Source organism: Streptomyces sp. NPDC059224, assembly GCF_042754285.1.
Classification (GTDB): domain Bacteria; phylum Actinomycetota; class Actinomycetes; order Streptomycetales; family Streptomycetaceae; genus Streptomyces.
In genome coordinates, this window is the sequence record NZ_JBHZAN010000002.1 from 26,882 (window position 1) to 49,121 (window position 22,240).

A 22,240-nucleotide genomic window follows, 5' to 3' on the forward strand; every position below is an offset into this window, starting at 1 on the left:
CGCAGGGCCGGCCGGCCCGCGCCCCGGCCGGGTCCGCCCTCACACCCCCGGGCTGAGGAACACCGCCCTCGCCAGCCGGGTCGCCGCCGCCGCACGCGGGGCGCTGCCGCCCGGGCGGCGACGGGGGTGCACCGTGTTGGCCAGCAGGACCAGGAAGGTGTCCGTCGCCCGGTCCAGCACCAGGCTCGTCCCCGTGAACCCGGTGTGCCCGGCCGCGCCCCGGCCGGCGAGTTCGCCCATGAACCACCGCTGGTCCACCAGGAACCCCAGACCGGGCGGGTCCAGCAACAGGTCCACGAAGTCGGGGCCGAGGACGCGCGCCGGACCGTACGCACCGCCGGCCAGCAGCGCCCGGCAGAAGACGGCCAGGTCCCGGGCCGTGGAGAACAGGCCCGCGTGCCCGGCCACCCCGCCCAGCGCCCAGGCGTTCTCGTCGTGGACCACGCCCCGCAGCATCCCCCGGTCCGCCTTGGCCCACGGCCGCCGCTGGTCCTCGGTGGCCACCGCCCCGGGGCAGGGGCCGAAGTCGGTGGCGGTCATCCCGAGCGGGCGGGTGATGCCCTCGCGGACCAGGACGTCGAGGGTGCGGCCGGTGATCCGCTCCAGGACGCACTGCAGGAGGAGCATGTTGAGGTCCGAGTAGCGGTAGGCGCCGGGCGCGCTGCTCGGGGCCTCGGCCCGCAGCAGGTCGAGGCGGGCCGCGTCGTCGGGACAGTCGTAGAGGGGGAGTTCGGGGCGCAGGCCGGAGGTGTGGGTGAGGAGCTGGCGGACGGTGATGCCGTGGAGGGCGGCCGCCCCGAAGTCGGGGAGGTAGGCGCCGACCCGGGCGTCGATGCCGAGGGTGCCGCGTTCGAGCTGCTGCACCGCGGCGACCGCGGTGAAGAGTTTGGTGAGGGAGGCCAGGTCGAAGGGGGTGTCGACGGTCATCGGGACCCGGGCGGCGCGCGGCAGTTCGACACCGGCGTCCGACTCGGGGTCGTACGCGGACCAGCGCACCGCCCAGCCGGCCGCCTGCTGGACGGCGATCACGGGACCGCGTCCGGCGACCACCACGGCCCCGGCCGCCCAAGGCCGCTCACCCTCGGTGAGGGCATGCACTTCGCGCGCGAGGTGCCTGAGTTCCGCGGGGTCGAGCCCGGCCCGTTCGGGTGTCTCGACGCGCAGTCTCGGTACGCTCAGCTCCCTGCTCCCTCCATCCCCGCACGTGTGTTCCCACGTGATGTCCAGGGACGGCACATTCCCATGAAGCAGGCCAGCGCCACCAGTGTCCCGGCCAGTTGGACGATCGCCATGGGCACGGCGGTTCTCTCCCCGGCGATCCCCACCAGCGGCGAGGCGACCGCGCCGACCAGGAACGAGGAGGTCCCGAGCAGCGCGGACGCGGTTCCGGCGGTGTGCCGGGTGCGCAGCAGGGCGAGGGACTGGGCGTTGGGAAGGGTGAAGCCCATCGCGGACATCAGCACGAACAGGGCCGTGGCGACGGGGGCGAGACCGACCGGGCCGAAGACCCCGGTCGCGATGAGGAGCAGGGCGGTCGCGGCGAGCACGGTCACGGCCAGGCCCGCGCCGAGCACCTTGTCCAGGCTGACCCGGCCGACCAGCACCTTGCCGTTGATCTGCCCGGCGATGACCAGCCCGACCGAGTTGAGCCCGAAGAGCAGGCTGAAGGTCTGCGGGGAGGCGCCGTAGATCTCCTGGACGACGAAGGGCGAGGCCGATATGTAGGCGAACAGCGCGGCGAAGGCGAAGCCGCCCGCGAGCAGGTAGCCGGTGAAGGGGAGGTCGGCTAGCAGGGTGCGCATGGCGCGGACGGCGGCGGCCGCTCCCCCGGCGTGCCGGCCGGCCGCCGGCAGGGTCTCCGGGAGCTTCGTCCACACCACCGCGGCGAGGACCGCGCCGACGGCCGTGAGGACGACGAACACGCCCCGCCAGTCCGTCACCCGCAGGATCTGGCCGCCGATCAGCGGGGCGATGATGGGGGCGGCCCCGGAGACCAGCATCAGGGTGGAGAAGAAGCGGGCCATCGCGACACCGTCGTAGAGGTCGCGTACGACGGCCCGGGCGATGACGATGCCGGCGGCGCCGGCGAGGCCCTGGGCGAGGCGGAAGGCGACCAGCGTCCCGACGTTCGGCGCCAGCGCGCACAGGGCGGTGGCGGCGACGTAGACGGCGAGGCCGGCCAGCAGCGGGCGGCGGCGGCCCCAGCGGTCGCTCATCGGGCCGACGACCAGCTGGCCGAGGGCCATGCCGGCGAGGCAGGCGGTGAGGGTGAGCTGGACGGTCGCGGCGGGGGCGTGCAGCGAGCGGGTGACCTCGGGCAGGGACGGGAGGTACATGTCCATGGCCAGCGGGGGTGTCGCGGTGAGCGCGCCGAGGACCAGCACCAGCAGCAGGCCGGCCCGGCGGGCGGTGGGGGTGGCCGTGGGGGGCGCGGCGGTGTCCTGGGCGTCCGGCGTCGGCGGTGCCGGCCGCTCCGGCATCTGGCGCATGTGTCCCCCCGCTCCTCCGGTTCCCGGCGGTCTCGGTCCGCGGATCCGCTCTTGATGAACCCCGATGTCCGCCGCCTATGCTCTCAGCTCGTACGTACTGCCGGGAAACACATGAGCGAGGGTGGGGCTGCCGGGATGGCTGAGCAGAAGGTGCGCTGGGGGATCCTGGCGACCGGCGGGATCGCGGCGGCGTTCGCGGCGGACCTGGTGGATCTGCCGGACGCGGAGATCACGGCGGTCGCCTCGCGGACGGCGAAGTCCGCGGAGGCGTTCGCGGAGCGGTTCGGGATCGGCCGGGCGTACGGCGACTGGGAGTCGCTGGCCCGGGACGAGGACATCGATGTCGTGTACGTCGCCACCCCGCACTCGGCGCACCGGGCGGCGGCCGGGCTGTGCCTGGAGGCCGGGCGGAACGTGCTGTGCGAGAAGGCGTTCACGATCGACGTCCGCGAGGCCGCGGAACTGGTGGCGCTGGCCAAGGAGCACGACCGCTTCCTGATGGAGGCGATGTGGATGTACTGCAATCCGCTGGTGCGCCGGCTGAAGACGCTGGTCGCGGACGGGGCGATCGGCGAGATACGGACCGTGCAGGCGGACTTCGGCCTGGAGGGGCCGTTCCCGCCGGCGCACCGGCTGCGGGACCCGGCGCAGGGCGGGGGCGCGCTTCTCGATCTGGGGGTGTACCCGGTGTCGTTCGCGCAACTGCTGCTGGGCGAGCCGGACGGGCTGTCGGCGCGAGCGATGCTCTCGGCGGAGGGCGTCGATCTCCAGACGGGTGCGCTGCTCTCCTGGGAGAGCGGTGCTCTCGCGATGGTGCACTGCTCCATCGTCGGCGGCACCGGCACCACCGCGTCGGTCACCGGCTCCCGGGGCCGGATCGACGTCCCGGACGGGTTCTTCAACCCCGAACGCTTCGTCCTGCACCGCGACGGCCGCGATCCCGAGGAGTTCGTCCTGGACCCGGCCGACGGCCCGCGCAACACGTTCCGCCACGAGGCCCGGGAGGTGATGCGCGCCCTGCGGGCCGGCGAGAAGGAGTCCCCGCTCGTCCCCCTCGACGGCACCCTCGCCGTCATGCGCACCCTGGACACCCTCCGCGACCAGATCGGCGTCGACTACGAACGCCCCTGAAAGGGGCGCGGGACGTATCCGATGTGCGGCTCCGCCGCGCGGGCGCGCCGAGCCACGACGGCGCCGCGGCCGACCGACGGCCGATCACGGCCCTCCCCAGCGGAGCGCCTACGCTGCCACCCCATGGATGCCAAGCAATCGAAGACCGCCGTGGTCACCGGCGCCGGTTCCGGTATCGGACGGGCCGTGACCGTGGAGCTGCTACGGGCCGGCTGGTCGGTGACACTGGCCGGCCGCCGGCCCCGGACCCTGGAGGAGACGGCGGCGCTCGCGCCCGAGGGCGCCGCGCTCGTCGTACGCACGGACGTGGCCCGGCCGGAGGACGTGACCGCCCTGTTCGCGGCGGCCGTGACCCGGTTCGGGCGGGTGGACCTGCTGTTCAACAACGCGGGGACGTTCGGGCCCGGCGGGGTGCCCGTGGAGGAACTCGCCTACGACGCGTGGCGGCACGTCGTGGACACCAACCTCAACGGGGCGTTCCTGTGCGCGCAGGCGGCGTTCCGGCAGATGAAGGACCAGGAGCCGCAGGGCGGGCGGATCATCAACAACGGGTCCGTCTCGGCGCACACGCCCCGCCCGCGCTCCGTCGCGTACACGGCGACCAAGCACGCCCTCACGGGGCTGACCAAGTCCCTGTCCCTGGACGGGCGGCCGTACGGCATCGCGGTCGGGCAGATCGACATCGGCAACGCGGCCACCGACATGACGGCCGCGATGCGGGCCGGCGTCCTCCAGGCGAGCGGGGAGATCGCCCCGGAGCCGGTGATGGACGTGGCCGATGTGGCGCGCACCGTACGGCACATGGCCGAGCTCCCGCTGGCGGCGAACGTGCAGTTCGCGACGGTGCTGGCGACGGCGATGCCGTACGTGGGCCGCGGCTGAACCTCCGTTCAGCCCCGGTCTTCGCAACCTGCACAAGCGGAATTCCGACGTCCGCGGTATTGCGGCCGGTAACGCGCCTATGCTCAACTTTCCTCCACCAGAACTTCACAGTTGAAGCTCTGGTGTTCCGCCGAACCAAATCGAGGGGGGAGGCGGCAGCCGTCCCACCGGACCGGGTGGGGGTGGACCCGTGCGGGACCGCGGGTACGCACCGGTGGGCGGGACGGCTGCCGCGTGACGTCAACTCCCCTGCGCGTCGCCCGGACCGGCCCCCTGTGCCGCGGCCTTCGCCGTCCGCCGCCCGCGCAGACCCCAGGCGCCGGCGCCCGCGAGTGCCAGCACGCCTGCCGCGCCGCCCACGGACAGCCACGGCGAGGCACCGGAGGACCCGCTGCCGGCCGCCCGCGTCCCGGGTGCTCCCGCGCCCACCGCACCCTTCGACGGCGACGGACTCGCGCCCGCACCGCCCTCGCTCAGCGGGTCGACCAGCATGCCCACCGCCTGCGCCGAACTCCCCTTCCCGAAGCCCCAGTCGAGCAGGGCGGCGGTCTCCTCGTACACGGCGTTGCTGCCGCTGTCGGGGTGCATCACGGTGACCAGCAGGGTGCGGCCGCCCCGGGTGGCACCGCCGGTGAAGGTGTTGCCGGCGTGACTGGTGTAACCGTTCTTGACGCCGAACAGGCCCTTGTAGACGCCCAGTCCCCAGGAACCGGTGAGCAGACGGTCGGTGTTCTGGATCTGGAAGGTCTTCTTGCCCCCGGCCGGGAAGTCGGCGGTCCTGGTGCCGCAGTAGCCCCGGAAGTCGTCGTCCCTCAGCCCGTGCCGGGCGAACAGGGTCAGGTCGTAGGCGGAGGACAGCTGGCCGGGGTGGTCGAAACCGTCCGGGCTGACCACATGGGTGTCCAGGGCCTGCAGGTCGGCCGCCCTGGCCTGCATCTCGGCGACGGTCTTCGCGACGCCGCCGTTCATGTGGGCGAGGACGTGCACGGCGTCGTTGCCGGAGCGCAGGAAGACGCCCTGCCACAGCTGCTCGACGGTGTAGGTGATACCGGGCTTGATGCCGACCAGGCTGGAGCCGGCCGGGACGTCGGAGATGTCACTGTCCTTGACCCGGTAGCGCTCGGTCCGGTCGAACTTCTTCAGCACGGTGTCCGCGAACAGCATCTTCAGGGTGGACGCGGGCGCCAGGCGCCGGTGCGCGTCGCAGGAGGCCAGCACCTCCCCGCTCTCGCAGTCGGCGAGCAGCCAGGCATGGGCGGTGATCTTCTTGGGGAGACCGGTGGCCCCCCGCACCTGGACGCCGCCGCGGGCAAGGCGTTCGCCCCCTATGACGGTGGCGGCCGAGGCAGGGGTCGCCGTGGAGAGGGGAAGAGCGGCGGCCGTGAGTCCGAGGACGGCACGCCTGGTCAGCCGAGAGGAATCGCGCACCCGGGGACGGTACACCGAATCGAACATCCGATTCCCGGGTGGTCCCCTCCGGCACGCGAGGAATTTGCTGTCTTATGAAAGTTTGATGAGACTACGGGCTTTCTCAGCTCTGACACATCCTTTGCCCAGTGTGACTCAAAGGTTTCTCCCTAGCTTGAGGCAGCGCCCACAGCGGGCGCCAAGAACCTTCGAGGAACGGGATGTTTGGCATCTGTCTCAAGCGCGAACTGGGCCGCAGAAAGAAGGCGGCCCTGGTCATCGCACTGGGTCTGGCGCTCGGAATCGCCCTGGTCATCACGGTCAACTCGGTGTCGGCAGGCATGACCCAGGCGCAGGACAAGGTCCTCGAGTCGCTGTACGGCCTCGGTACCGACATGACGGTCACCAAGGCCCGTGCGGCACCCACTTCGGGCAGTTCCGGCGGCCCCGACTTCACGTTCGACGCCCAGTCCAGCGGCAGTTCCACGCAGAGCTCGGACCGGGTGATGACGCAGGGAGGTCAGACCCTGAAGTCGGCCCTGGTCGCCAGGGTCGCCGCGCAGAAGGGCGTGGAGAGCGCGGTCGGAGCGCTCTCCCTGAACGTCACCGGGGTCGACGGCTCCTTCACCCAGGGCAAGGCACAGAGCTCCAGCGGCACCGGCAACAGCGGCGGCCAGGGCCGGCCGGGCGGCGGCACCTCCACCGGCCAGCCCCAGGTGCGGGGCGGCGGCGCCGACTTCAACGTCAACAGCTACTCCGTCGTCGGCGTCGACGTGGTCCACCAGGACCTCGGCCCGCTCTCCCCGATGAAGATCACCTCGGGCAGGACCTTCACCTCGTCGCAGACCGGCGCCAAGGCCGCGGTGGTCGGCAAGTCGTACGCCAAGGAGAAGAAGTACAAGGTCGGCTCGACCTTCAAGATCTCCGGCACCAGGTTCACCGTCATCGGCATCGCGACCCCGGACAGCAGCGAGTCCGACACCGACGTGTTCGTGCCGCTGAAGGCAGCGCAGACCCTCGGCGACGCGAAGAACCAGGTCACCACGGTCTACGTCAGGGCGACCGGCTCCCAGCAGATCACCGCCGTGAAGAAGGAGATCACGGCCGACATCTCCGGTACGACGGTCACCACCTCCGCGGACCTGGCGTCCACCGTCTCCGGTTCCCTCTCCACCGCCTCCAGCCTGGCGACCAGCGTCGGCAAGTGGCTGTCCGTCGCCGTCCTGGTGGCCGCCTTCCTGGTGGCGGCACTGCTGACCTCCTCCACGGTCTCCCGCCGGGTGCGTGAGTTCGGCACCCTGAAGGCGCTGGGCTGGCCCTCCGGGAACGTCACCCGGCAGGTCGTCGGCGAGTCCATGGTCAACGGCCTGATCGGGGGCGCCCTCGGTATCGCCCTCGGCGTCGGCGCGGCCTACACGGTGACCGCGATCAGCCCCAAGCTGACCGCCCAGCTGGGCGGCACGGGCGGCGCTGGCGGCATGGGCGGCGGCCCCGGCCGGCAGGCCGCCCAGAACACCACGGAGATCGCGCTGAGCGCGCCGGTCTCCCTCACCACCATCGCGCTCGCGGTCGGCCTCGCGGTCACCGGCGGTCTGATCGCCGGCGCGATGGGCGGCTGGCGCGCCTCCCGGATGCGCCCGGCCGACGCCCTGCGCAGCGTCTCGTAACACCGCCAGCCCCCTCGGACCGGGGCGCCGCTTCCGATCCCCCGGGACGCGGCGCCCCGCGCCGCTCACCACCCAGTGGAGAACCCATGTACAGACTCACCGCAGTCACCAAGCGCTACACCCGGGGCAAGGAGACGGTCGAGGCGCTGCGCGGCATCGACCTGACCATCGAGGACGGCGACCAGCTCGTCATCCAGGGCCCGACCGGCGGCGGCAAGTCGACGCTGCTCCAGATGGTCGGCGGCCTGGACCGGCCGACCGAGGGCGGTGTCGAGCTGGACGGCGTCGACCTCGCGCGGATCAGCGAGGCGAAGCTGACCCGGCTGCGGGCCGAGAAGATCGGCATCATCTTCCAGTCGTTCAACCTGATCCCGACGCTGACCGCGCGGGAGAACGTCGAGACGGCCCTGGTGCCGCTCGGCGTGAAGCCGGCCGAGCGGCGCGAGCGGGCGGCGGAGGCGCTGCGCTCGGTGGGCCTGGGCGAGCGCCTCACCCACGCCCCCGCGGAGCTCTCCGGCGGCCAGCAGCAGCGGGTCGCCATCGCCCGCGCGCTGGTGAAGAAGCCGAGGGTGCTGCTCGCCGACGAGCCCACCGGCAACCTCGACGAGGGCACCCGGGACGACATCATGGGCCTGCTGGAGGGCCTGTGGCACGAGTACCGGCTGACCTTCGTCATGGTCACCCACGACTCCTCCATCGCCCGCCGCGCCCCGCGCCTGGCCACCATCGGGGCCGGCCGGATCACCCTCACCGAACAGGGCCCCGGACCGAGCCACGGGCAGAGTCACGGACAGGGGCACGGACCGCAGTACGCCCAGCAGGCTGCCGACCACGGCCGGCAGGCCGAGGGGTACGGCCGGCAGGCCGAGGGGTACGGCCGGCAGCCGTACGCGCAGCGGCAGTACGGCGGCGGACCGGGCCACTGACGGGGTCGCCACCGCGTCCGCGGCGGCCGTTCAGCGTCCGAGCAGCAGGTCGATCTCGGCCAGTTGTCCGGCGGTGAGCGGCCCCTTCGCCATCGCTCCGGCGTTGTCCTCGGCCTGTGCGACGGACCGGAAGCCCGGGATGGGGACCGTACGCGGGCTGCGCGCCCAGATCCAGCCGAGGGCACCCTGCGCGAGGGTCCGGCCGCCGCTGGTCAGGACGGCCCGCAGCGCGTCGATCCGCGCGACCCACTCGGGATCGGCCCCGGTCCCGTCCCCGAACCCGGGCAGCCAGGCCGGCGGCCTGCTCCGGATGTCCCCCGCACCGGCCGCCGCCCGCCGCCCGCCTAGCAACCCCATCGCGAGCGGGCTGCGGTTGACGGCGGCGAGGTCCAGGTCGGCCGCTGTTCGCAGGAGTTCGGGCGCGTCCTGGAGCACGTTGAGGGTGTGCTGCACGGCCGCGCAGTTCGGGCCCTCGGCGAAGACGGCCGCGCGGGCCGGGTCGTCGGTGCTCCAGCCGTACGCCCTGATCAGTCCCTCCGTCACCAACTCCTCGCAGACGTCGCGCAGTTCGGCGGCACGAGCCGGGTCGGCGTCGGAGAGGTGCAGCTGGTAGAGGTCGACGTGGTCGGTGCCGAGACGGCGCAGGGAGGCGGTGAGGGCACGGCGGACATGGGCCGGGGAGTCGTCGCTGCCGGTGAGCGTGCGGCTGTGCTCGTCGAAGACGTTGCCCCACTTGGTGGCGACGACGGCCTCGTCCCGCCGCTTGCCGAGGGCGCGGCCGAGGACACGCTCGCTGTGCCCGGCGCCGTAGGTGTCGGCGGTGTCGAAGAAGGTGACGCCGAGGTCGAGGGCGCGGTGCACGGCCCGTACGGACTCCTCGTCGTCGACCTTCCCCCAGCCGAGCGGCTGCCCGCCCGCGTCCTGCCACTCGCCGCCGATGGCCCAGCAGCCGAAGCCGAGCGCGCTGACCTCGATGCCGGAACGTCCCAGGGTCCTGGTGGTGCGGTAGCTGTCCATGCCCGGGACGGTAGGAGTTGAAGTGCACACGAGGACAAGGGGGGTTGCCGGACCTGTTGCCGGACCTGTCGTCAGGCCTGCCCGGTCTCGAAGCGGGAGATGCGGCCGTCGTCCTCGACCGTGAAGTTCCAGCGGGTGACCATCTCGCCCCAGGTGTCGTTGCGGTAGTGGGCGAGCAGGGAACGGCCGCCGTTGGACTCGTTGTCGACGTCCAGGTGACCGTTGGAGGAGAAGATCTCCCGGTCGATCCACTCGTCGAGGTCCCGGTCGGAGCCGTCGTCCGCCATCGTCGCGTCCGCGGTGAGGAGTTCCGTGAGGCGCTCGCGGTCGTTGGCGTTGACGGCGGTGACGAAGGCCCGGACCGCCGGGTCGCTGAGCTTGGCTGTCTTGATCGTCATGCGAGTCAGCGTCACACCGCGGCCGGGGACCCGCCACCCGAACGGCGGTGAGGGCGGGCCACCCGGGTGGCCCGGTGCGACGGTGGAGATCTGATCCGTCCGCTTCCCGAGGAGCCGCCGTGACCTGCTACGACCGACGTGACGTGGGCCTGCTGCTCCGGCTCGGGACCGGCGGCGTGCTGGCGGCACACGGCGCGCAGAAACTGTTCGGCTGGTTCGGCGGGGGCGGCGTCGAGGGCACCGGACAGTTCATGGAGTCGGTCGGGTACGCGCCCGGGCGGCAGAGCGCGCTGGCGGCCGGACTGGCGGAGGCGGGTGGCGGCTCCCTGCTGGCGCTGGGCCTGGCGACCCCGGCGGCGGGGGCGGCGGCGGCCGGTGCGATGGCGGGCGCGGCCGCGCTGCACCTGCCGAACGGCTTCTTCGCGGCGGAGGGCGGCTACGAGCACGCGGCGAGCCTGGGCCTGACCGCCGCGGGCCTGTCGGTCACCGGGCCCGGCCGGCTCTCCCTGGACCACACGCTCGGGCACGTCTTCGACCGGGGCTGGATGGTCCCGGTGGCACTGGGCGTGACGGCGGCGGTCACGGCGGCCGTGGTCGGAGCCCGGAACCAGCGGGTGCGGCGGCGGGAGGGCGAGCAGGAGGCGCTGTTCGAGCAGTGACCGCGGCGCGGTGAGCGGGGGGCGGGGCATGGCAGGCTACGGCGTCATGACGCAGCAGCCGACCCCGCCCGCGGACGTATGGGCCGCCATCGACGACCTCTGGACCTGGCTGGAGACCCACCGCGTGCACGACGGCGACACCGGCCTCGTCCTGCGGATGCTGAAGCTGACCGAGGAGGTCGGCGAGGTCGCCCAGGCGGTGATCGGCGCGACCGGCCAGAACCCCCGCAAGGGTGTCAGCCACACGTGGGACGACGTACAGGGCGAGCTGTGCGACGTGGTGATCACGGCGCTGGTGGCGTTGCGGACGCTGACGCCGGACACCCGCGCCGTCTTCGAACGCCACCTGGCGGGGGTGACGGCACGCTCGCTGGGCCCGGGGGCGACGACGCCACTACCGTGACGACGCATGAGACGTTCCCTGCCCCTGGACGCCGTGCCCCGCCTCACCGTCGCGGCGGTCGTCGGAGCGGTGGCCGGCGTGGCCGTGGCGCTGGCGGCCGACGGAGCACTCGGGGCGCTGGCCGCGATCGCCACGACGGAACTGGCCTTCGTCCTGACGGGCTGGGCGGTGCTGTTGCCGATGGACGCCGCGGCCACCCACCGCAATGCGCGGCGTGAGGACTTCCGTCCCGGCACCGAGGAACCCGTGGTGGTCGCGGTGGCCCTGTGCGCGCTGGCCGCCATCGTGCTGCTGCTCCTGCGCGGCAGGTCCGACCCCGGTCACGTGGCGGCGGCTCTCGCCCTGTGCGGGGTCTTCACGGCCTGGGGCGCGCTGCACCTGATGTACGCCGCCCGTTATGCCTACGTGTACTACGAGTCCGGGGGCGGTATCGACTTCAACTCGGACGACCCGCCGGCGTACCAGGACTTCTTCTACTTCAGCTACAACCTCGGGATGACCTACCAGGTCTCCGACACCGATGTGTCGAGTTCGGCGATCCGGGCGATCGTGCTGCGTCACACGCTGCTGTCCTACGTCTTCGGCACCGGCATTCTCGCCACCGCCATCAACCTGGTCGTGGGCATCGTCAGCGGCTGACCGCGCCGGCCGCACGGCGTGAGCCGGTGTGACCAGGGTAGGAAGGATGCGTCGCGTCGACCGGCGCGACGGGAGGGCAGGGGTGGGGATGATCTCGGAGCAGGCCGCCGCGGGCGTGGTGGAGGCGGTCGTCGTCTACAACGGGCGGGTGCTGCTGGTGAACGGGCAGCACGGCTGGGAACTGCCGTCGGGCGCTCCCGAACCGGCGGAATCCGCGACGGCCACTGCGGCGCGGCTGGTGTACGAGCTGACCGGTTACCTCGTCGACGGCTCGACGCTGCTGCGGCCGGCGGCGGACACGGCCGCGCCGGACGCGCACTCCTTCGTGGTGTGCCGGCTGCTGTCCGAGACCCCGTCGGCGGAGGCGCGGCTCGGCGCGGAGCACCTCAGGTGGTCCCCGTTCACGGAAGCCGTCGGCACGGGGCTTCCCGCACCCGTCCGCGTCTATCTGGAGGGCCACACACCCGTGTAGCCCGACGCCGGCCGTCCTCCTGACGACCCGTACACCGGCCGAGCCACGCCGGGGCGGCGGCCGGGCGTCCCGCCTCGGCGGGGCGCCCTGGGACCCGGGGCGCCGGACGAACCCTCCGGGCCGGGCGGGCGTGTCGGTACCGCGGCCGGGCGGGTTCAGTGGGAGCGTTCGACGCTCCAGTGCGGCAGCAGCGTGAAGAAGTCGACCGCCTCGCCCCGCCAGTGCGCCCGCCAGCCACCGGCCACCAGGGCGGCCTGCTCGGCGTGATCACGCATCCGTGCCCGTAGCCGCCCGCCCACCCCACGCGCCTCGGCGATCTCCCGGATCGTGTCGATCGTCCCCGCGGTGCAGGCGGGGTCGCCGAGCGCCGTCTCCAGCACGGCCCGCTCCGCGCCACCGAGGCCGTCGGACGGGGACAGCAGCGCGGCCACCACGTAACTGCGCTTGCCGTCGCGGATGTCCGTTCCGGTCGCCTTGCCCATCACCTCGCCGTCCCCGAACAGGTCCAGGTAGTCGTCCCGCATCTGCGCGCAGATGCCCACCAGGCGTGCGTAGCGGCTCAACTCCCGTTCGTGGCGCACCGGCGAGCCCCCGGCGGCGAGCAGGCCCAGCCGCAGGGGCGCGAGCAGCGAGTAGCGGGCCGACTTGTAGTCCGCCACCTCGTCGATGACCTCGGTGTCCGGGAGGCCGCCGGTGACATCGCGCTCCAGGTCGACGATCTGCCCGAGGAACGTCTCCGCCGCCGCCCTGGTCTGTTCCTCGATCATGGCCTGGCGCACCGGCGGCGCGGCCCGCGCGTCGAGGAGGGCCCGCAGGGACAGGGCCAGCGCCAGATCCCCGGCGAGCACGGTGAGGCCGAGGGCGATCCGGGGGTGGCCGGGGAACCGCTCCCGGTAGGCGTAGTAGGTGGAGGGACCGCCCCGGCGGGTGGGGCTGTCGTCGATGAGGTCGTCGTGGATCAGGCCATGGCTGTGCAGCAGTTCGAGGCTCAGGGCCGCCTGCTCCAGTCCCGGCACCGGGCCGTCCGTCACCAGGCGCGCCGCCTCGTGGAGGATCACCACACGGATCCGCTTCCCGCCGCGCAGCGACAGCTCCCTCAGCAGGCGCAGGCACTCCGGGGTGAACCTGCTGAACGAGGGTGTGTCCAGGGCGTCGTCCAGGGAGTCGAAGTACTCCGCGAAGAGCTTCTCGAAGGCCCGGGTGTGGCCGGCGAGACGAGCCGTCAACTGGTCGTGGGCACCGGCGGTGTCGGGCATGGCGGGGCTCCTGGGGACGACGTGGCTGTCCGGACTTTCATTTTCCGGGTCGGGGCGATCGGCCGACGACACATTGTCCGGACGAGTGGGGCGGACACCGTTCCCGGCGTGAGAACGACCGGCGACCCGGCGACCCGGAGAAATCGGGGAACATCAGGGAAACGGGAGATACGCCGAGGAATCGGGAGCGCGCCCACCAGTCACCGGCCGGCCGAACCGATCGACGGTCCGACGGGCCTCCCCTGCGGGGGGAGCCGGTCGACCAGCGCACCCACGCTCTCCAGGCCGCCCACCTCGCGGTCGCGTCGGGCGCCGACGACGAACTGGTGGTCGCCGCCGCGCTGCACGACATCGGCCGGGCGCAGCGGGTGCGCGCCGAACCCGGGCCTGCCGCACGAACGGGCGGGCGCGGAGTGGGCCGGCCGGCACCTGGGCGAACGCGTGGCCTGGATCACCGCCCGGCACGTCCGGCCAAGCGTCACCCGGTGGCCACGGACCCCGCGTACGGCGCGCTGCTCAGCCGGGCGCCCATCGCGTCGCTGAAGGTCCGGGGCGGCCCGGTGGACGAGACCGGTGCTGGGCATGGCGGAGCCGGTGGCTGCGTACGAGCGGTGGGGCGCGGGACGTCCCGGGGCGTCCTGACCGAACCGCCCGGCCGCCTGCTCCCCCCTCGCCCTCGCCACCTCTCCCCTCCTCCCTCTCCCTCTCCCTCTCCCTCGCCCTCGCCCTCGCCCCTCGTTCTCCCCTCGCGAGGCCTGACAGGCGTGCCTAGCATGGCAAAGGAGACCACCGAGACCGGCGGCGTGCACTCTCGACGGTGAAGGCGAGAGCCATGAGTACCTCCCACGACGAGCCGAAGCGGCTGGGACGGGGCACGGGGGAGGAGACCGAGCCCCGGGTGGGGCCGAGGCCGCAGGGGGAGCCGTTCTTCCACCCCTACCACCACCCGGCCGCCGGCTGGGGCGCCGCCAAGAGCGTCTCGAAGTTCCTGCTGCGGGAACACGCGCTCGTGGACGGCCCCCGGGCGATCATGAAGATGAACCACGAGGGGAACGGCTTCGACTGCCCCGGCTGCGCGTGGCCCGACGACACCAAGGGCCTGCGGCTCGACCTGTGCGAGAACGGGGTCAAGCACGTCACCTGGGAGATGACCCACAAGCGGGTCGGGCGTGACTTCTTCGCCGCCCACTCCGTCGCCGAACTGTCCGAGTGGAGCGACTTCGCGCTGGAGGACCAGGGCCGGCTGACCGAGCCGATGGTGTACGACGCCGGGTCGGACCACTACGTGCCGATCAGCTGGCGGGACGCGTTCGAGCTGGCCGGACGCGCGCTGCGGGAGCTGGACGATCCGAACCAGGCGTCGTTCTACACCTCGGGCCGGCTCGGCAACGAGGCCACCTTCCTGTACCAGCTCCTGGCCCGTGAACTGGGCACCAACAACCTGCCGGACTGCTCCAACATGTGCCACGAGGCGAGCGGACGCGCCCTCACCGCCTCGCTCGGCACCGGCAAGGGGACCGTCGACCTCAAGGACTGGGAGGCCACGGACGCCCTGTTCATCATCGGGGTGAACGCGGCGTCGAACGCGCCCCGGATGCTGACGGCCCTGGCCGAGGCCTACCGGCGCGGCACGCGGATCGTGCACGTCAATCCGCTGATCGAGGCGGCGTCGCGGCGCACGATCATCCCGCACGACTTCGTGGACATGGCCGCCTTCCACGCGACCCGCACCGGCACCCTGAACCTCCAGGTGCGCATCGGCGGTGACATGGCGCTGATGCGGGGCATCGCCAAGGCGGTCCTGGACCAGTCCACGTCCGACCCCAAGGCTCTGGACCAGGAGTTCATCGACCGCCACACGACCGGCTTCGAGGAGTACCGCGCGGTGTGCGAGGCCACGCCGTGGGAGGAGATCGAGCGCCAGTCCGGCATCGGCCGCGCCGACATCCTGCACGCGGCGCGGATCTACCGGGAGGCCGACCGCTCCATCGTCAGCTGGTGCCTGGGCGTGAGCCAGCACGAGCACGGCGTGGACACGGTACGGGAGATCGTCAACCTGCTGCTGCTCCGGGGCAACCTGGGACGGGAGGGCGCCGGTCCCTCGCCGGTGCGCGGCCACAGCAACGTCCAGGGCAACCGCACGTGCGGCATCGACCACCGGCCCGAACCGGCGTTCCTGGACCGGCTGGCCGGGGTCTGCGGCATCACCCCGCCCAGGGAGCACGGCCTGGACACCGTCGGCACCATCGAGGCGATGCTGCGCGGCGGCATCAAGGTGTTCGTCGGCATGGGCGGCAACTTCGCGCTGGCCGCGCCGGACACCCGGGCCACCTACGAGGCCCTGCGCTCCTGCGACCTCACGGTCCAGGTGAGCACCAAGCTGAACCGCAGCCACCTGGTCCACGGCCGCCGGGCCCTGATCCTCCCGTGCCTGGGCCGCACCGAGAAGGACCACCAGCGCGGCGGCGTCCAGTCCACCTCCGTGGAGGACTCGATGAGCATGGTGCACCTGTCGGTGGGCATGAAGAAGCCCGCCTCCCCGCACCTGCTCTCCGAGCCCGCCGTCATCGCGGGTGTCGCCCGGGCGGCCCTCCCCGACTCCACCACCCCCTGGTCGTGGTACGTCGAGGACTACGACCGCATCCGCGACACCATGGCCCAGGTCCTGGACGGCTTCGAGGACTTCAACCGCCGGGTCCGCCTCCCCCTGGGCTTCCGCATCCGCCAGCCGGCCCGCGAACTGGTCTTCCGTACCGGCTCCGGGCTCGCCGAGTTCTCCTCGGCGCCGCTCCCGGACGTCGTCCCCCCGCCGGGCACCCTGGCCCTGGGCACCATGCGCTCCCACGACCAGTGGAACACCACGATCTACTCCGACAACGACCGCTACCGGGGCGTCAGGAACCTGCGCACCCTGGTCTTCATGAACCCCTCCGACATGCGCGAGCGCAGCATCGAGGAGTTCGATCCGGTCGACATCACCAGTACCGCCAAGGACGGCACCACCCGCACCCTGAACGGCTATCTGGCCATCCCCTACGACCTCCCCCGGGGCTGCGCGGCCGGCTACATGCCGGAGATGAACGTCCTGATCGCCCTGTGCGACTACAGCGAACAGAGCGACCAGCCCCTGATGAAACACATCCGGGCGACGATCAGCCGGGCGGCCACCTTCTGAGCGCGGCTGTCGGCGGCCCCGCGAAGATCAGCGCAGCCCGGGCTCTCCGCAGCCCGGCGAAGTTCAGCGCAGTCCTGCGAAGAGGTCGTCCTCGGGCAGGTCCGCGCCGGTGGTGTCGTGCACCCGTACGAAGGTCTCGACACCCATCAGCTCGGTGAACCTCTCCTTGCCCATCCGCAGGAAGAAGATGTTCTCGCCCTGGCTGGCGTGCGCGGCCAGGGAGTCGAACTTCTGGCCGCCGAACCCGGTGGTGTCCACCCAGGTGGTGATCTCGTCGTCGGGAAGTCCGATCTCGGCGAGCGCCGCGGCCTCGGCGGGATCCGGCTCCGGCATGTCCTCACCGAACTCGCGCATGACCTCGCCGAACCGCTGCATCGCCGAGCGGGGCATCGTCGTCCAGTACACCTTCGACGCCGACTCGGTCATCTCCAGCGCCGCCATCGTGATGCGGTTGGCCTGGATGTGGTCGGGGTGCCCGTAGAAGCCGTTCTCGTCATAGGTGACCACCACGTCGGGCTGGTACTGCCGGATGAGTTCCGCCAGCCGGGCGGCCCCCTCCTCGACCGGCGTCCGCCAGAACGCCCCGGGAGCGTCGTTGGAGGCCCAGCCCATCATCCCGGAGTCGCCGTAGCCCAGCATCTCCAGATCGCTGATCTTCAGGATCTCGCAGCTGGCCTCCAGCTCCTGCCGCCGGAGCGCGGCGACGGCCGCCGGGTCGTGTCCGGGCTCCCCCGGCTTGACACCCCCCGGCCCGTCACCGCAAGCGCCGTCGGTACAGGTCACGAGGACCGTGCGCATGCCCTCCGCCGCGTACCGCGCGAGCACACCTCCCGTACTCGTGGCCTCGTCGTCGGGATGGGCGTGCACGGCCATGAGCGTCAAGGGTCGGTCGTTCATGAAACAGTCCTCCTGCTGGGAAAGTCCTCGGTCCGAGTCCACGGCGGGCACCCGGTCGGGCGCCCCTCGACGACAGACTCCCGAGCACACCGATCCTCACCGCCCGGGCGGCACCGCTTCCTCCACCGATGCAACGGCGCCGACCGGCCGGACTGTTCCCACCGCGCCAGGCCGGGAGAACCCATTGGACAAAAGTCGCGTTGTTGCATGCGGCGATATCCAGCGCAGCATGTCCTGAACCCTGGATGATGGGTAACTAGACAGTGACGGTAAGTGATGAGGGGCGATGCCGTGGGGGCCACGATGACCGCACAGGAAACCGATCGCGCGGAGGGATTCCCTCCGCACAGTTCCTCCGGGCAGCACCCGGGCGGAGCGCACCGGCGTCCGCGCCCCGAGGCCGGCCGGACCACGTCGTCCGCCCTGTTCGTCGCCGCGTGCACGGTCCTCGGGCTCGCCCTGGCGACCGCGGCCGCCCTCGCCGTGCCCCGTTCGGGGCGAACGGCGGTGTTCCTGGCCGTGGAGGCGGCGTCGACCGCCCTGGCAGTGGCCCTGGGCCTGCTGCGTCGCACCCGGCGCACCCGTCGCACCCGCCGCCCGGCAGGCGGCCCACCCGGCACCGCCGCCTGGACCACCTCCGGCGAGTTCGAGCGCACGGCCGTCAACGGCGCCGGTGCGATCCCTGACGCCGGTTAGACCGCCCGGACCGACGGCCGGTGTGGCGACGGCGGCTCACGGTCGCCACACCCACCCCACCGGCCGATGTCACCGCCCCCGAGGCGATCGCCCAGCCGGGGACGCCCGCGGCGTGGGCCACCATCATGACGGCGACCAGTGACATGGGCAGCAAAAGCACGAGCAGAGCGAACTGGAACACGGCCGGCCACGCCTTGTCGTTCTTTGTGAAAACCCTCTCCGAAAGACGGTCCAGAAAATCCAGAAAGCTTTCGGGCGGAGTATCTGAACGGCCATTCGACGATCCGGTTCCAGGACTGTGGATATATGCACCGCCCACGGAGGAGTCGTGTCCCGCGCCCTCCTGTCCCGAACCGCGACGTCCATTCGGGCGAGCCCCGTTCTGCGACGGGATATCCGGCGTTCCAGAACCGGACTCGGGCATCCCTGATGCCGTGGGAACAGGATCGGGCACCGGGAACTCCTGACTGATACACCAACATGAAGCAGCGTGTGCCGCTCCCGTCACATCGAACGGCTCCTCGACCACCGGTCACGGGCGCAACGCAAACGCATCAGGTACAACCTGCGGCGATCCCTGATCACCGTCGCCGATCCGCACGCCGTCCCGCCATCAACCCCGTCGGACGGCCACGTACGGACAGAAACACAATCTATAGCCCCAGGACTCCCGGCACGCGTGCGCTCAGGAATGCGGCGCCGGCAATAGGGAAGATCTCGCACTCCGCGTGCCCGACAACAAGACCTGTTACATGCCTGTTCGGACTCCACACGCCACCAACGGGTTCCTGAATGGCACCCCATTCACCCCCGGGAGTGACACCGCACGTACGACGGGGGCGTACGCCGGTTCAGGAATCACCTGCCTCGCTCCACGCCATAACCCACAAGGGGACCGGAGTTGGGCGCCACCCCGCTCCGAACGAGCACGGACACAGGTGCGCGGCGCTCCCCCTACGACAGGGGAACGCCGCGCACCGTATTCCGTTTTCGTACGACCGCTTCGCTCACCAGGTGTGTGCCACGTCCACCACGAGATGGTTGGCGGTCTGGAAGACCCGGAACGGCAGCCGGGCGCGGACACCCAGTCCGGCCTGGGTGTAACCCTCGGAGCCACCGGTGACCTTGAACTCCCGGAAGGTCCGGTACCCGGTGACGCCGACGGACGGAAGCGCGGGGTAGGGCTGTCCGGTGGCCGGGTCGTAGCGCGGCGAGAACAGCGAGATCTCCAGAATGGCCCCGCCCCTGATCGGAACCACGACGTCGCTGGGGTCCTGGTGCAGCACGTCGACGTAGCGGACCGTGAACCCGATCGGCGCGTCCCCCGCCCCCAGGCCGTCGAAGACGAGCCGGTCGAAGCACTCGTGCTGCCCGGCCCGCACGTCGGTCAACCGCCGCCCGGCATCGGCGTCACCGCTCTTCTCCAGACTCCCCCACGACACGCCGCAGTCGACGGCAGCCGCCGGCGCGGCAACCGCCGGCACCGTCCCGGCCACCAGCCCACCGCCCGCCAACATGATCGCGGCCAGTGCAGTACCTATCCGTCGCATGACTACCCCCCTGGTAGCTCGCGCAGGTGTGTGTCTTCTCAGACCTGCGGCCCCTCGGAAGGTTGTGCGCACCGGAGCCGCCCATCGAGACCCAGACACCCCGCCCGCACCACCTGCTGCCTGAGCCCACTCCCGTTTCCACCGCTACGGCTTACGCGCAAGCCCACCGTGCTCGGCGACGACCGTCGGGACCCCCGAACCAGGCTCCGGCCGCCACTCGGTCACCGAGACGACACCGGGCTCGACGAGTTCCAGACCGTCGAAGAAAGCGGTGATCTCGTCAATGGACCGCAGGTTGTACGGAACGGCACCGCTGCTGTTGTAGGCGTCCTGGGCCTGTTCGAAGACGGGGTCGATGCCACGCGATCCGTCGTTGACGGACAGATAGCTCCCCGAGGGCAGCGCCCCCATCAGCCGCGTGACGATGGAACGGGCCTGCTCCAGATCGCCGATGTGCCCCAGGATGTTGCTGAGGATGAGCGCGGTGGGCCGCCCGAGGTCCAGCGTCGCGGCGGCGGCTTCGAGAATGCGGTCCGGCTCCGCCACGTCGGCGTCGATGTAGGCGGTCGCGCCCTCCTCGGTGGAGGTCAGCAGGGCACGGGCGTGGGCGAGCACCATCGGATCGTTGTCGACGTAGACGATCCGCGCCTCGGGAGCGAGCCCCTGGGCGACCTCGTGCGTGTTCTGCGCGGTGGGAAGCCCGGTCCCGACATCGAGAAACTGCCGGATCCCGGCGTCGGCCACGAGATAGGCGATGTTCCGCCGCAGAAAGGCCCGACTGCTCCGGGCGATGGTGACGATCCCGGGAAACACCTCGGTGTAGGCGTCACCCGCCTGCTCGTCGACGGGGTAGTTGTCCTTCCCGCCGAGCCAGTAGTTCCAGATACGCGCGGAGTGCGGCACCGACGTATCGATCTTGTCCTGCTCCGCCGGCTCGGGCGTCGTTGCGGGGTCACTCATGAGAGGCGCACGTCCTTCAACCGGGGGCGGGAACCGTTCGCGACACATCCTACGATCGAACTCCCGTACGCGGGCGTGCAGTTCACGCACACGGGCATACCGAGCGTCCGCCGCGGACCTGCATCCCCCCGGTCGCCCGCAACAGCCGGACAGCCGCGACTCGCTGGTGACGCGGACGGTCCTCGGCCAGGAGGGCGCGCAGCGGTTCCTCCGGCAGGCGGTCGGCCCAGGGCAGCAGAGCCATGGTCGCCTGCCGGACCACCGCCGCCGAGGGGTCGTCCAGGAGCGGCGTCACGTCGTCGACGCGCACCGCGTCCAACGCCCGCAACCCCGCCACCGCGAAGGCACGCACCCCGGGAGCCGGGTGCGCGAGCAGTCTCCGGACCAGATCCCCGTCCTCGCGAACCCCGCACTCACCGAGGCCCACCGCGGCGGCGGGCCGGCCCGCGGGGTCGGCGCACAGAGCGCGGTACAGCGGTGCAGGGTCAATGCCGCCCTGCCTCAACACCCACCGTGCACACGCCCGCACCACGGCCGACCGGTCGGTGAGGTACGGCTCGGCGTCGGCGTGCCGCCCGGTGCGGCGCAGCGCGGTCACCCCCGCCGACCTGACCCGAGGCTGCCGGGCCCCGAGCAACGCCACCACGACCTCGGTGAACCCGTCGCAGGCGCCTTCACCAAGGGCCGCCACCGCCGCCTCGGCACACAGGTCCTGCACGACGACGTCGCGATGGCGAGCGGCGGTCCGGGCGAGCCGCGCGGCAGGGAGCAGCCGCCGCTCGAGGGCCACCCGGTGCGCGAGCCGAGCCGTGGCCCGGTCCTCACTGCCGAGCAACGCCTCGACCTGTCCGGCCGGCCCCGAACGCAGCTCCTCGGTCAGCAACTCCTGAGCAAATCCGCCCCGGGAGCGACGGCCGGTGCGCAGGATCAGCGCGGCGTGTGCGGCCAGCCGGGACGAGGGCGTCCCGGCCAGCAGGGCCCGGGCCCGTTGACGTACCGGCCCCACCCAGTCCGCGCAGCGGATGACGACCAGCGCGAGCAGGGCGGACCGTCCCCCGGCCTTCTCCAGCGCGGCCTCGCGGATCCGGCCGTCGGGATGGCAGAGGGCGAGGGCGAGTTCACCGTCATCCGGCCTACGGGACCACGTGACCACGGCCCTAGCCGCATTCGACCCCCACCACATCCGCCGCCCGGCCCGCGACGCCTTCGAGTGAAACAACTCCGGCCGCCGCCAGGCCAGTTGGCGTACCCCGAAGTCGAGCCCGATCCACTGGTCCGGGTCGGTCACGTCAAGCGCCTGCCCAAGCCCGACTCCGGCGGCCAGCCGCTCGACGGCCTCGTACGACTGACCTTCGCTGGTAGACATGGAGGAAACGTAAGCACTGCGTTCTAGGGCTCGTAGATGGCGAGTTTAAGGTCTCACCGCACGCTAGGTCGGTTCGGGATAAGCCGCCCGTGCGATCCGCCCCCAGGCAGCACGAAGAGACTCGTGCGGGTGGGGGCATGTCCTTCGAGACTCCACCTGGGTGGAGCGGAAGCCCGTCGGGCCGCGTTGACGATGTTCGAGGGTACCCGGCGGTGCGGACACTCGTGCCGGTGATCGCGGTGACGGCAGG

The 22,240-nt window shown here is 72.0% G+C and carries 20 protein-coding genes and 1 pseudogene; 10 read left to right on the forward strand and 11 right to left on the reverse strand.

All coding sequences use genetic code 11. The features are described 5' to 3' along the window. Positions 1-39: 39 nt before the first annotated feature. Both ACFXI4_RS02495 and ACFXI4_RS02500 read right to left on the reverse strand, forming a co-directional pair. A complete protein-coding gene (locus ACFXI4_RS02495) occupies positions 40-1,236 on the reverse strand; it encodes a serine hydrolase domain-containing protein (protein WP_362727323.1) in 1,197 nt (398 codons plus the stop codon). Then, positions 1,176-2,480 (reverse strand): multidrug effflux MFS transporter, encoded by a 1,305-nt coding sequence (locus ACFXI4_RS02500; RefSeq protein WP_384987893.1) that lies wholly within the window; start codon positions 2,478-2,480, stop codon positions 1,176-1,178. The genes ACFXI4_RS02495 and ACFXI4_RS02500 overlap by 61 nt, the downstream gene beginning before the upstream one ends. A 144-nt stretch (positions 2,481-2,624) precedes the next feature. Here ACFXI4_RS02500 and ACFXI4_RS02505 point away from each other — a divergent pair, with 144 nt between their 5' ends. Continuing rightward, the gene (locus tag ACFXI4_RS02505; RefSeq protein ID WP_384987479.1) at positions 2,625-3,620 is read left to right on the forward strand and encodes a Gfo/Idh/MocA family protein; all 996 of its coding nucleotides are present in this window, start codon (positions 2,625-2,627) and stop codon (positions 3,618-3,620) included. 123 nt (positions 3,621-3,743) lie between these two features. Next, on the forward strand, positions 3,744-4,502 hold the full coding sequence (locus tag ACFXI4_RS02510) for an SDR family oxidoreductase (RefSeq protein ID WP_384987481.1): 759 nt from the start codon (positions 3,744-3,746) through the stop codon (positions 4,500-4,502). 240 nt (positions 4,503-4,742) lie between these two features. Here ACFXI4_RS02510 and ACFXI4_RS02515 read toward each other — a convergent pair whose 3' ends face one another. Beyond that, a complete protein-coding gene (locus tag ACFXI4_RS02515) occupies positions 4,743-5,957 on the reverse strand; it encodes a D-alanyl-D-alanine carboxypeptidase family protein (RefSeq protein WP_384987483.1) in 1,215 nt (404 codons plus the stop codon). 173 nt (positions 5,958-6,130) lie between these two features. Between ACFXI4_RS02515 and ACFXI4_RS02520 the strand changes: the two genes are divergently transcribed. After that, positions 6,131-7,576 (forward strand): ABC transporter permease, encoded by a 1,446-nt coding sequence (locus tag ACFXI4_RS02520; RefSeq protein ID WP_384987485.1) that lies wholly within the window; start codon positions 6,131-6,133, stop codon positions 7,574-7,576. 86 nt (positions 7,577-7,662) lie between these two features. After that, positions 7,663-8,334: pseudogene (locus tag ACFXI4_RS02525) on the forward strand (ABC transporter ATP-binding protein); the annotation flags it as partial. Between the two features lie 198 nt (positions 8,335-8,532). Here ACFXI4_RS02525 and ACFXI4_RS02530 read toward each other — a convergent pair. Both ACFXI4_RS02530 and ACFXI4_RS02535 read right to left on the reverse strand, forming a co-directional pair. After that, entirely contained in the window at positions 8,533-9,519 is a 987-nt protein-coding gene (locus ACFXI4_RS02530) for an aldo/keto reductase (protein WP_362717399.1), read from the reverse strand. Between the two features lie 71 nt (positions 9,520-9,590). Beyond that, complete coding sequence (locus ACFXI4_RS02535; RefSeq protein WP_362717396.1) at positions 9,591-9,917, reverse strand: nuclear transport factor 2 family protein; 327 nt, start codon at positions 9,915-9,917, stop codon at positions 9,591-9,593. A 119-nt stretch (positions 9,918-10,036) separates the two neighbouring features. Here ACFXI4_RS02535 and ACFXI4_RS02540 point away from each other — a divergent pair, with 119 nt between their 5' ends. The 4 genes from ACFXI4_RS02540 (at position 10,037) to ACFXI4_RS02555 (ending at position 12,090) form a co-directional block, all read left to right on the forward strand. Continuing rightward, positions 10,037-10,576 carry a DoxX family protein gene (locus ACFXI4_RS02540; RefSeq protein WP_384987488.1) on the forward strand — a complete coding sequence of 180 codons (540 nt, stop codon included), beginning with the start codon at positions 10,037-10,039 and terminating at the stop codon, positions 10,574-10,576. A gap of 46 nt (positions 10,577-10,622) precedes the next feature. After that, a complete protein-coding gene (locus ACFXI4_RS02545) occupies positions 10,623-10,979 on the forward strand; it encodes a MazG-like family protein (protein WP_384987490.1) in 357 nt (118 codons plus the stop codon). 6 nt (positions 10,980-10,985) lie between these two features. Continuing rightward, on the forward strand, positions 10,986-11,618 hold the full coding sequence (locus tag ACFXI4_RS02550; RefSeq protein WP_384987492.1) for a DUF1345 domain-containing protein: 633 nt from the start codon (positions 10,986-10,988) through the stop codon (positions 11,616-11,618). Between the two features lie 88 nt (positions 11,619-11,706). Beyond that, entirely contained in the window at positions 11,707-12,090 is a 384-nt protein-coding gene (locus tag ACFXI4_RS02555) for an NUDIX hydrolase (protein ID WP_384987895.1), read from the forward strand. Between the two features lie 155 nt (positions 12,091-12,245). Here the strand turns inward: ACFXI4_RS02555 and ACFXI4_RS02560 are convergent, their stop codons facing one another. Together ACFXI4_RS02560 and ACFXI4_RS02565 are read right to left on the reverse strand one after the other, a co-directional pair. Further along, on the reverse strand, positions 12,246-13,346 hold the full coding sequence (locus tag ACFXI4_RS02560) for a polyprenyl synthetase family protein (RefSeq protein ID WP_384987494.1): 1,101 nt from the start codon (positions 13,344-13,346) through the stop codon (positions 12,246-12,248). Between the two features lie 200 nt (positions 13,347-13,546). Further along, complete coding sequence (locus ACFXI4_RS02565) at positions 13,547-14,029, reverse strand: hypothetical protein (RefSeq protein ID WP_384987496.1); 483 nt, start codon at positions 14,027-14,029, stop codon at positions 13,547-13,549. 149 nt (positions 14,030-14,178) lie between these two features. On the opposite strand from ACFXI4_RS02565, the gene ACFXI4_RS02570 reads away from it, so the two are divergent. After that, complete coding sequence (locus ACFXI4_RS02570) at positions 14,179-16,521, forward strand: FdhF/YdeP family oxidoreductase (protein ID WP_384987498.1); 2,343 nt, start codon at positions 14,179-14,181, stop codon at positions 16,519-16,521. Between the two features lie 63 nt (positions 16,522-16,584). Here the strand turns inward: ACFXI4_RS02570 and ACFXI4_RS02575 are convergent, their stop codons facing one another. Continuing rightward, positions 16,585-17,418: a PIG-L family deacetylase gene (locus ACFXI4_RS02575; RefSeq protein WP_384987500.1), complete on the reverse strand. Its 834-nt coding sequence runs from the start codon at positions 17,416-17,418 to the stop codon at positions 16,585-16,587. A 303-nt stretch (positions 17,419-17,721) separates the two neighbouring features. Between ACFXI4_RS02575 and ACFXI4_RS02580 the strand changes: the two genes are divergently transcribed. Further along, positions 17,722-18,114 carry a hypothetical protein gene (locus tag ACFXI4_RS02580; protein WP_384987502.1) on the forward strand — a complete coding sequence of 131 codons (393 nt, stop codon included), beginning with the start codon at positions 17,722-17,724 and terminating at the stop codon, positions 18,112-18,114. A gap of 1,007 nt (positions 18,115-19,121) precedes the next feature. On the opposite strand, the gene ACFXI4_RS02585 is transcribed toward ACFXI4_RS02580, so the two are convergent. From ACFXI4_RS02585 to ACFXI4_RS02595, 3 genes are all read right to left on the reverse strand, one after another. Then, positions 19,122-19,664: a hypothetical protein gene (locus tag ACFXI4_RS02585; RefSeq protein WP_384987504.1), complete on the reverse strand. Its 543-nt coding sequence runs from the start codon at positions 19,662-19,664 to the stop codon at positions 19,122-19,124. A 144-nt stretch (positions 19,665-19,808) separates the two neighbouring features. Next, the gene (locus ACFXI4_RS02590) at positions 19,809-20,624 is read right to left on the reverse strand and encodes an SAM-dependent methyltransferase (protein WP_384987506.1); all 816 of its coding nucleotides are present in this window, start codon (positions 20,622-20,624) and stop codon (positions 19,809-19,811) included. A gap of 82 nt (positions 20,625-20,706) precedes the next feature. Further along, positions 20,707-21,990, reverse strand: a complete 1,284-nt coding sequence (locus ACFXI4_RS02595) for a HEAT repeat domain-containing protein (protein WP_384987508.1) — start codon at positions 21,988-21,990, stop codon at positions 20,707-20,709. Positions 21,991-22,240 lie beyond the last annotated feature (250 nt).

Coding starts and splice junctions, on each gene's coding strand:
- ACFXI4_RS02520 (WP_384987485.1), top strand. CDS start 6,131: ATGTTTGGCATCTGTCTCAAGCGCGAACTGGGCCGCAGAAAGAAGGCG.
- ACFXI4_RS02545 (WP_384987490.1), top strand. CDS start 10,623: ATGACGCAGCAGCCGACCCCGCCCGCGGACGTATGGGCCGCCATCGAC.
- ACFXI4_RS02590 (WP_384987506.1), bottom strand. CDS start 20,624: ATGAGTGACCCCGCAACGACGCCCGAGCCGGCGGAGCAGGACAAGATC.
- ACFXI4_RS02580 (WP_384987502.1), top strand. CDS start 17,722: ATGACCGCACAGGAAACCGATCGCGCGGAGGGATTCCCTCCGCACAGT.
- ACFXI4_RS02550 (WP_384987492.1), top strand. CDS start 10,986: ATGAGACGTTCCCTGCCCCTGGACGCCGTGCCCCGCCTCACCGTCGCG.
- ACFXI4_RS02505 (WP_384987479.1), top strand. CDS start 2,625: ATGGCTGAGCAGAAGGTGCGCTGGGGGATCCTGGCGACCGGCGGGATC.
- ACFXI4_RS02560 (WP_384987494.1), bottom strand. CDS start 13,346: ATGCCCGACACCGCCGGTGCCCACGACCAGTTGACGGCTCGTCTCGCC.
- ACFXI4_RS02585 (WP_384987504.1), bottom strand. CDS start 19,664: ATGCGACGGATAGGTACTGCACTGGCCGCGATCATGTTGGCGGGCGGT.
- ACFXI4_RS02555 (WP_384987895.1), top strand. CDS start 11,707: ATGATCTCGGAGCAGGCCGCCGCGGGCGTGGTGGAGGCGGTCGTCGTC.
- ACFXI4_RS02570 (WP_384987498.1), top strand. CDS start 14,179: ATGAGTACCTCCCACGACGAGCCGAAGCGGCTGGGACGGGGCACGGGG.
- ACFXI4_RS02530 (WP_362717399.1), bottom strand. CDS start 9,519: ATGGACAGCTACCGCACCACCAGGACCCTGGGACGTTCCGGCATCGAG.
- ACFXI4_RS02575 (WP_384987500.1), bottom strand. CDS start 17,418: ATGAACGACCGACCCTTGACGCTCATGGCCGTGCACGCCCATCCCGAC.
- ACFXI4_RS02500 (WP_384987893.1), bottom strand. CDS start 2,480: ATGCCGGAGCGGCCGGCACCGCCGACGCCGGACGCCCAGGACACCGCC.
- ACFXI4_RS02535 (WP_362717396.1), bottom strand. CDS start 9,917: ATGACGATCAAGACAGCCAAGCTCAGCGACCCGGCGGTCCGGGCCTTC.
- ACFXI4_RS02595 (WP_384987508.1), bottom strand. CDS start 21,990: ATGTCTACCAGCGAAGGTCAGTCGTACGAGGCCGTCGAGCGGCTGGCC.
- ACFXI4_RS02515 (WP_384987483.1), bottom strand. CDS start 5,957: ATGTTCGATTCGGTGTACCGTCCCCGGGTGCGCGATTCCTCTCGGCTG.
- ACFXI4_RS02510 (WP_384987481.1), top strand. CDS start 3,744: ATGGATGCCAAGCAATCGAAGACCGCCGTGGTCACCGGCGCCGGTTCC.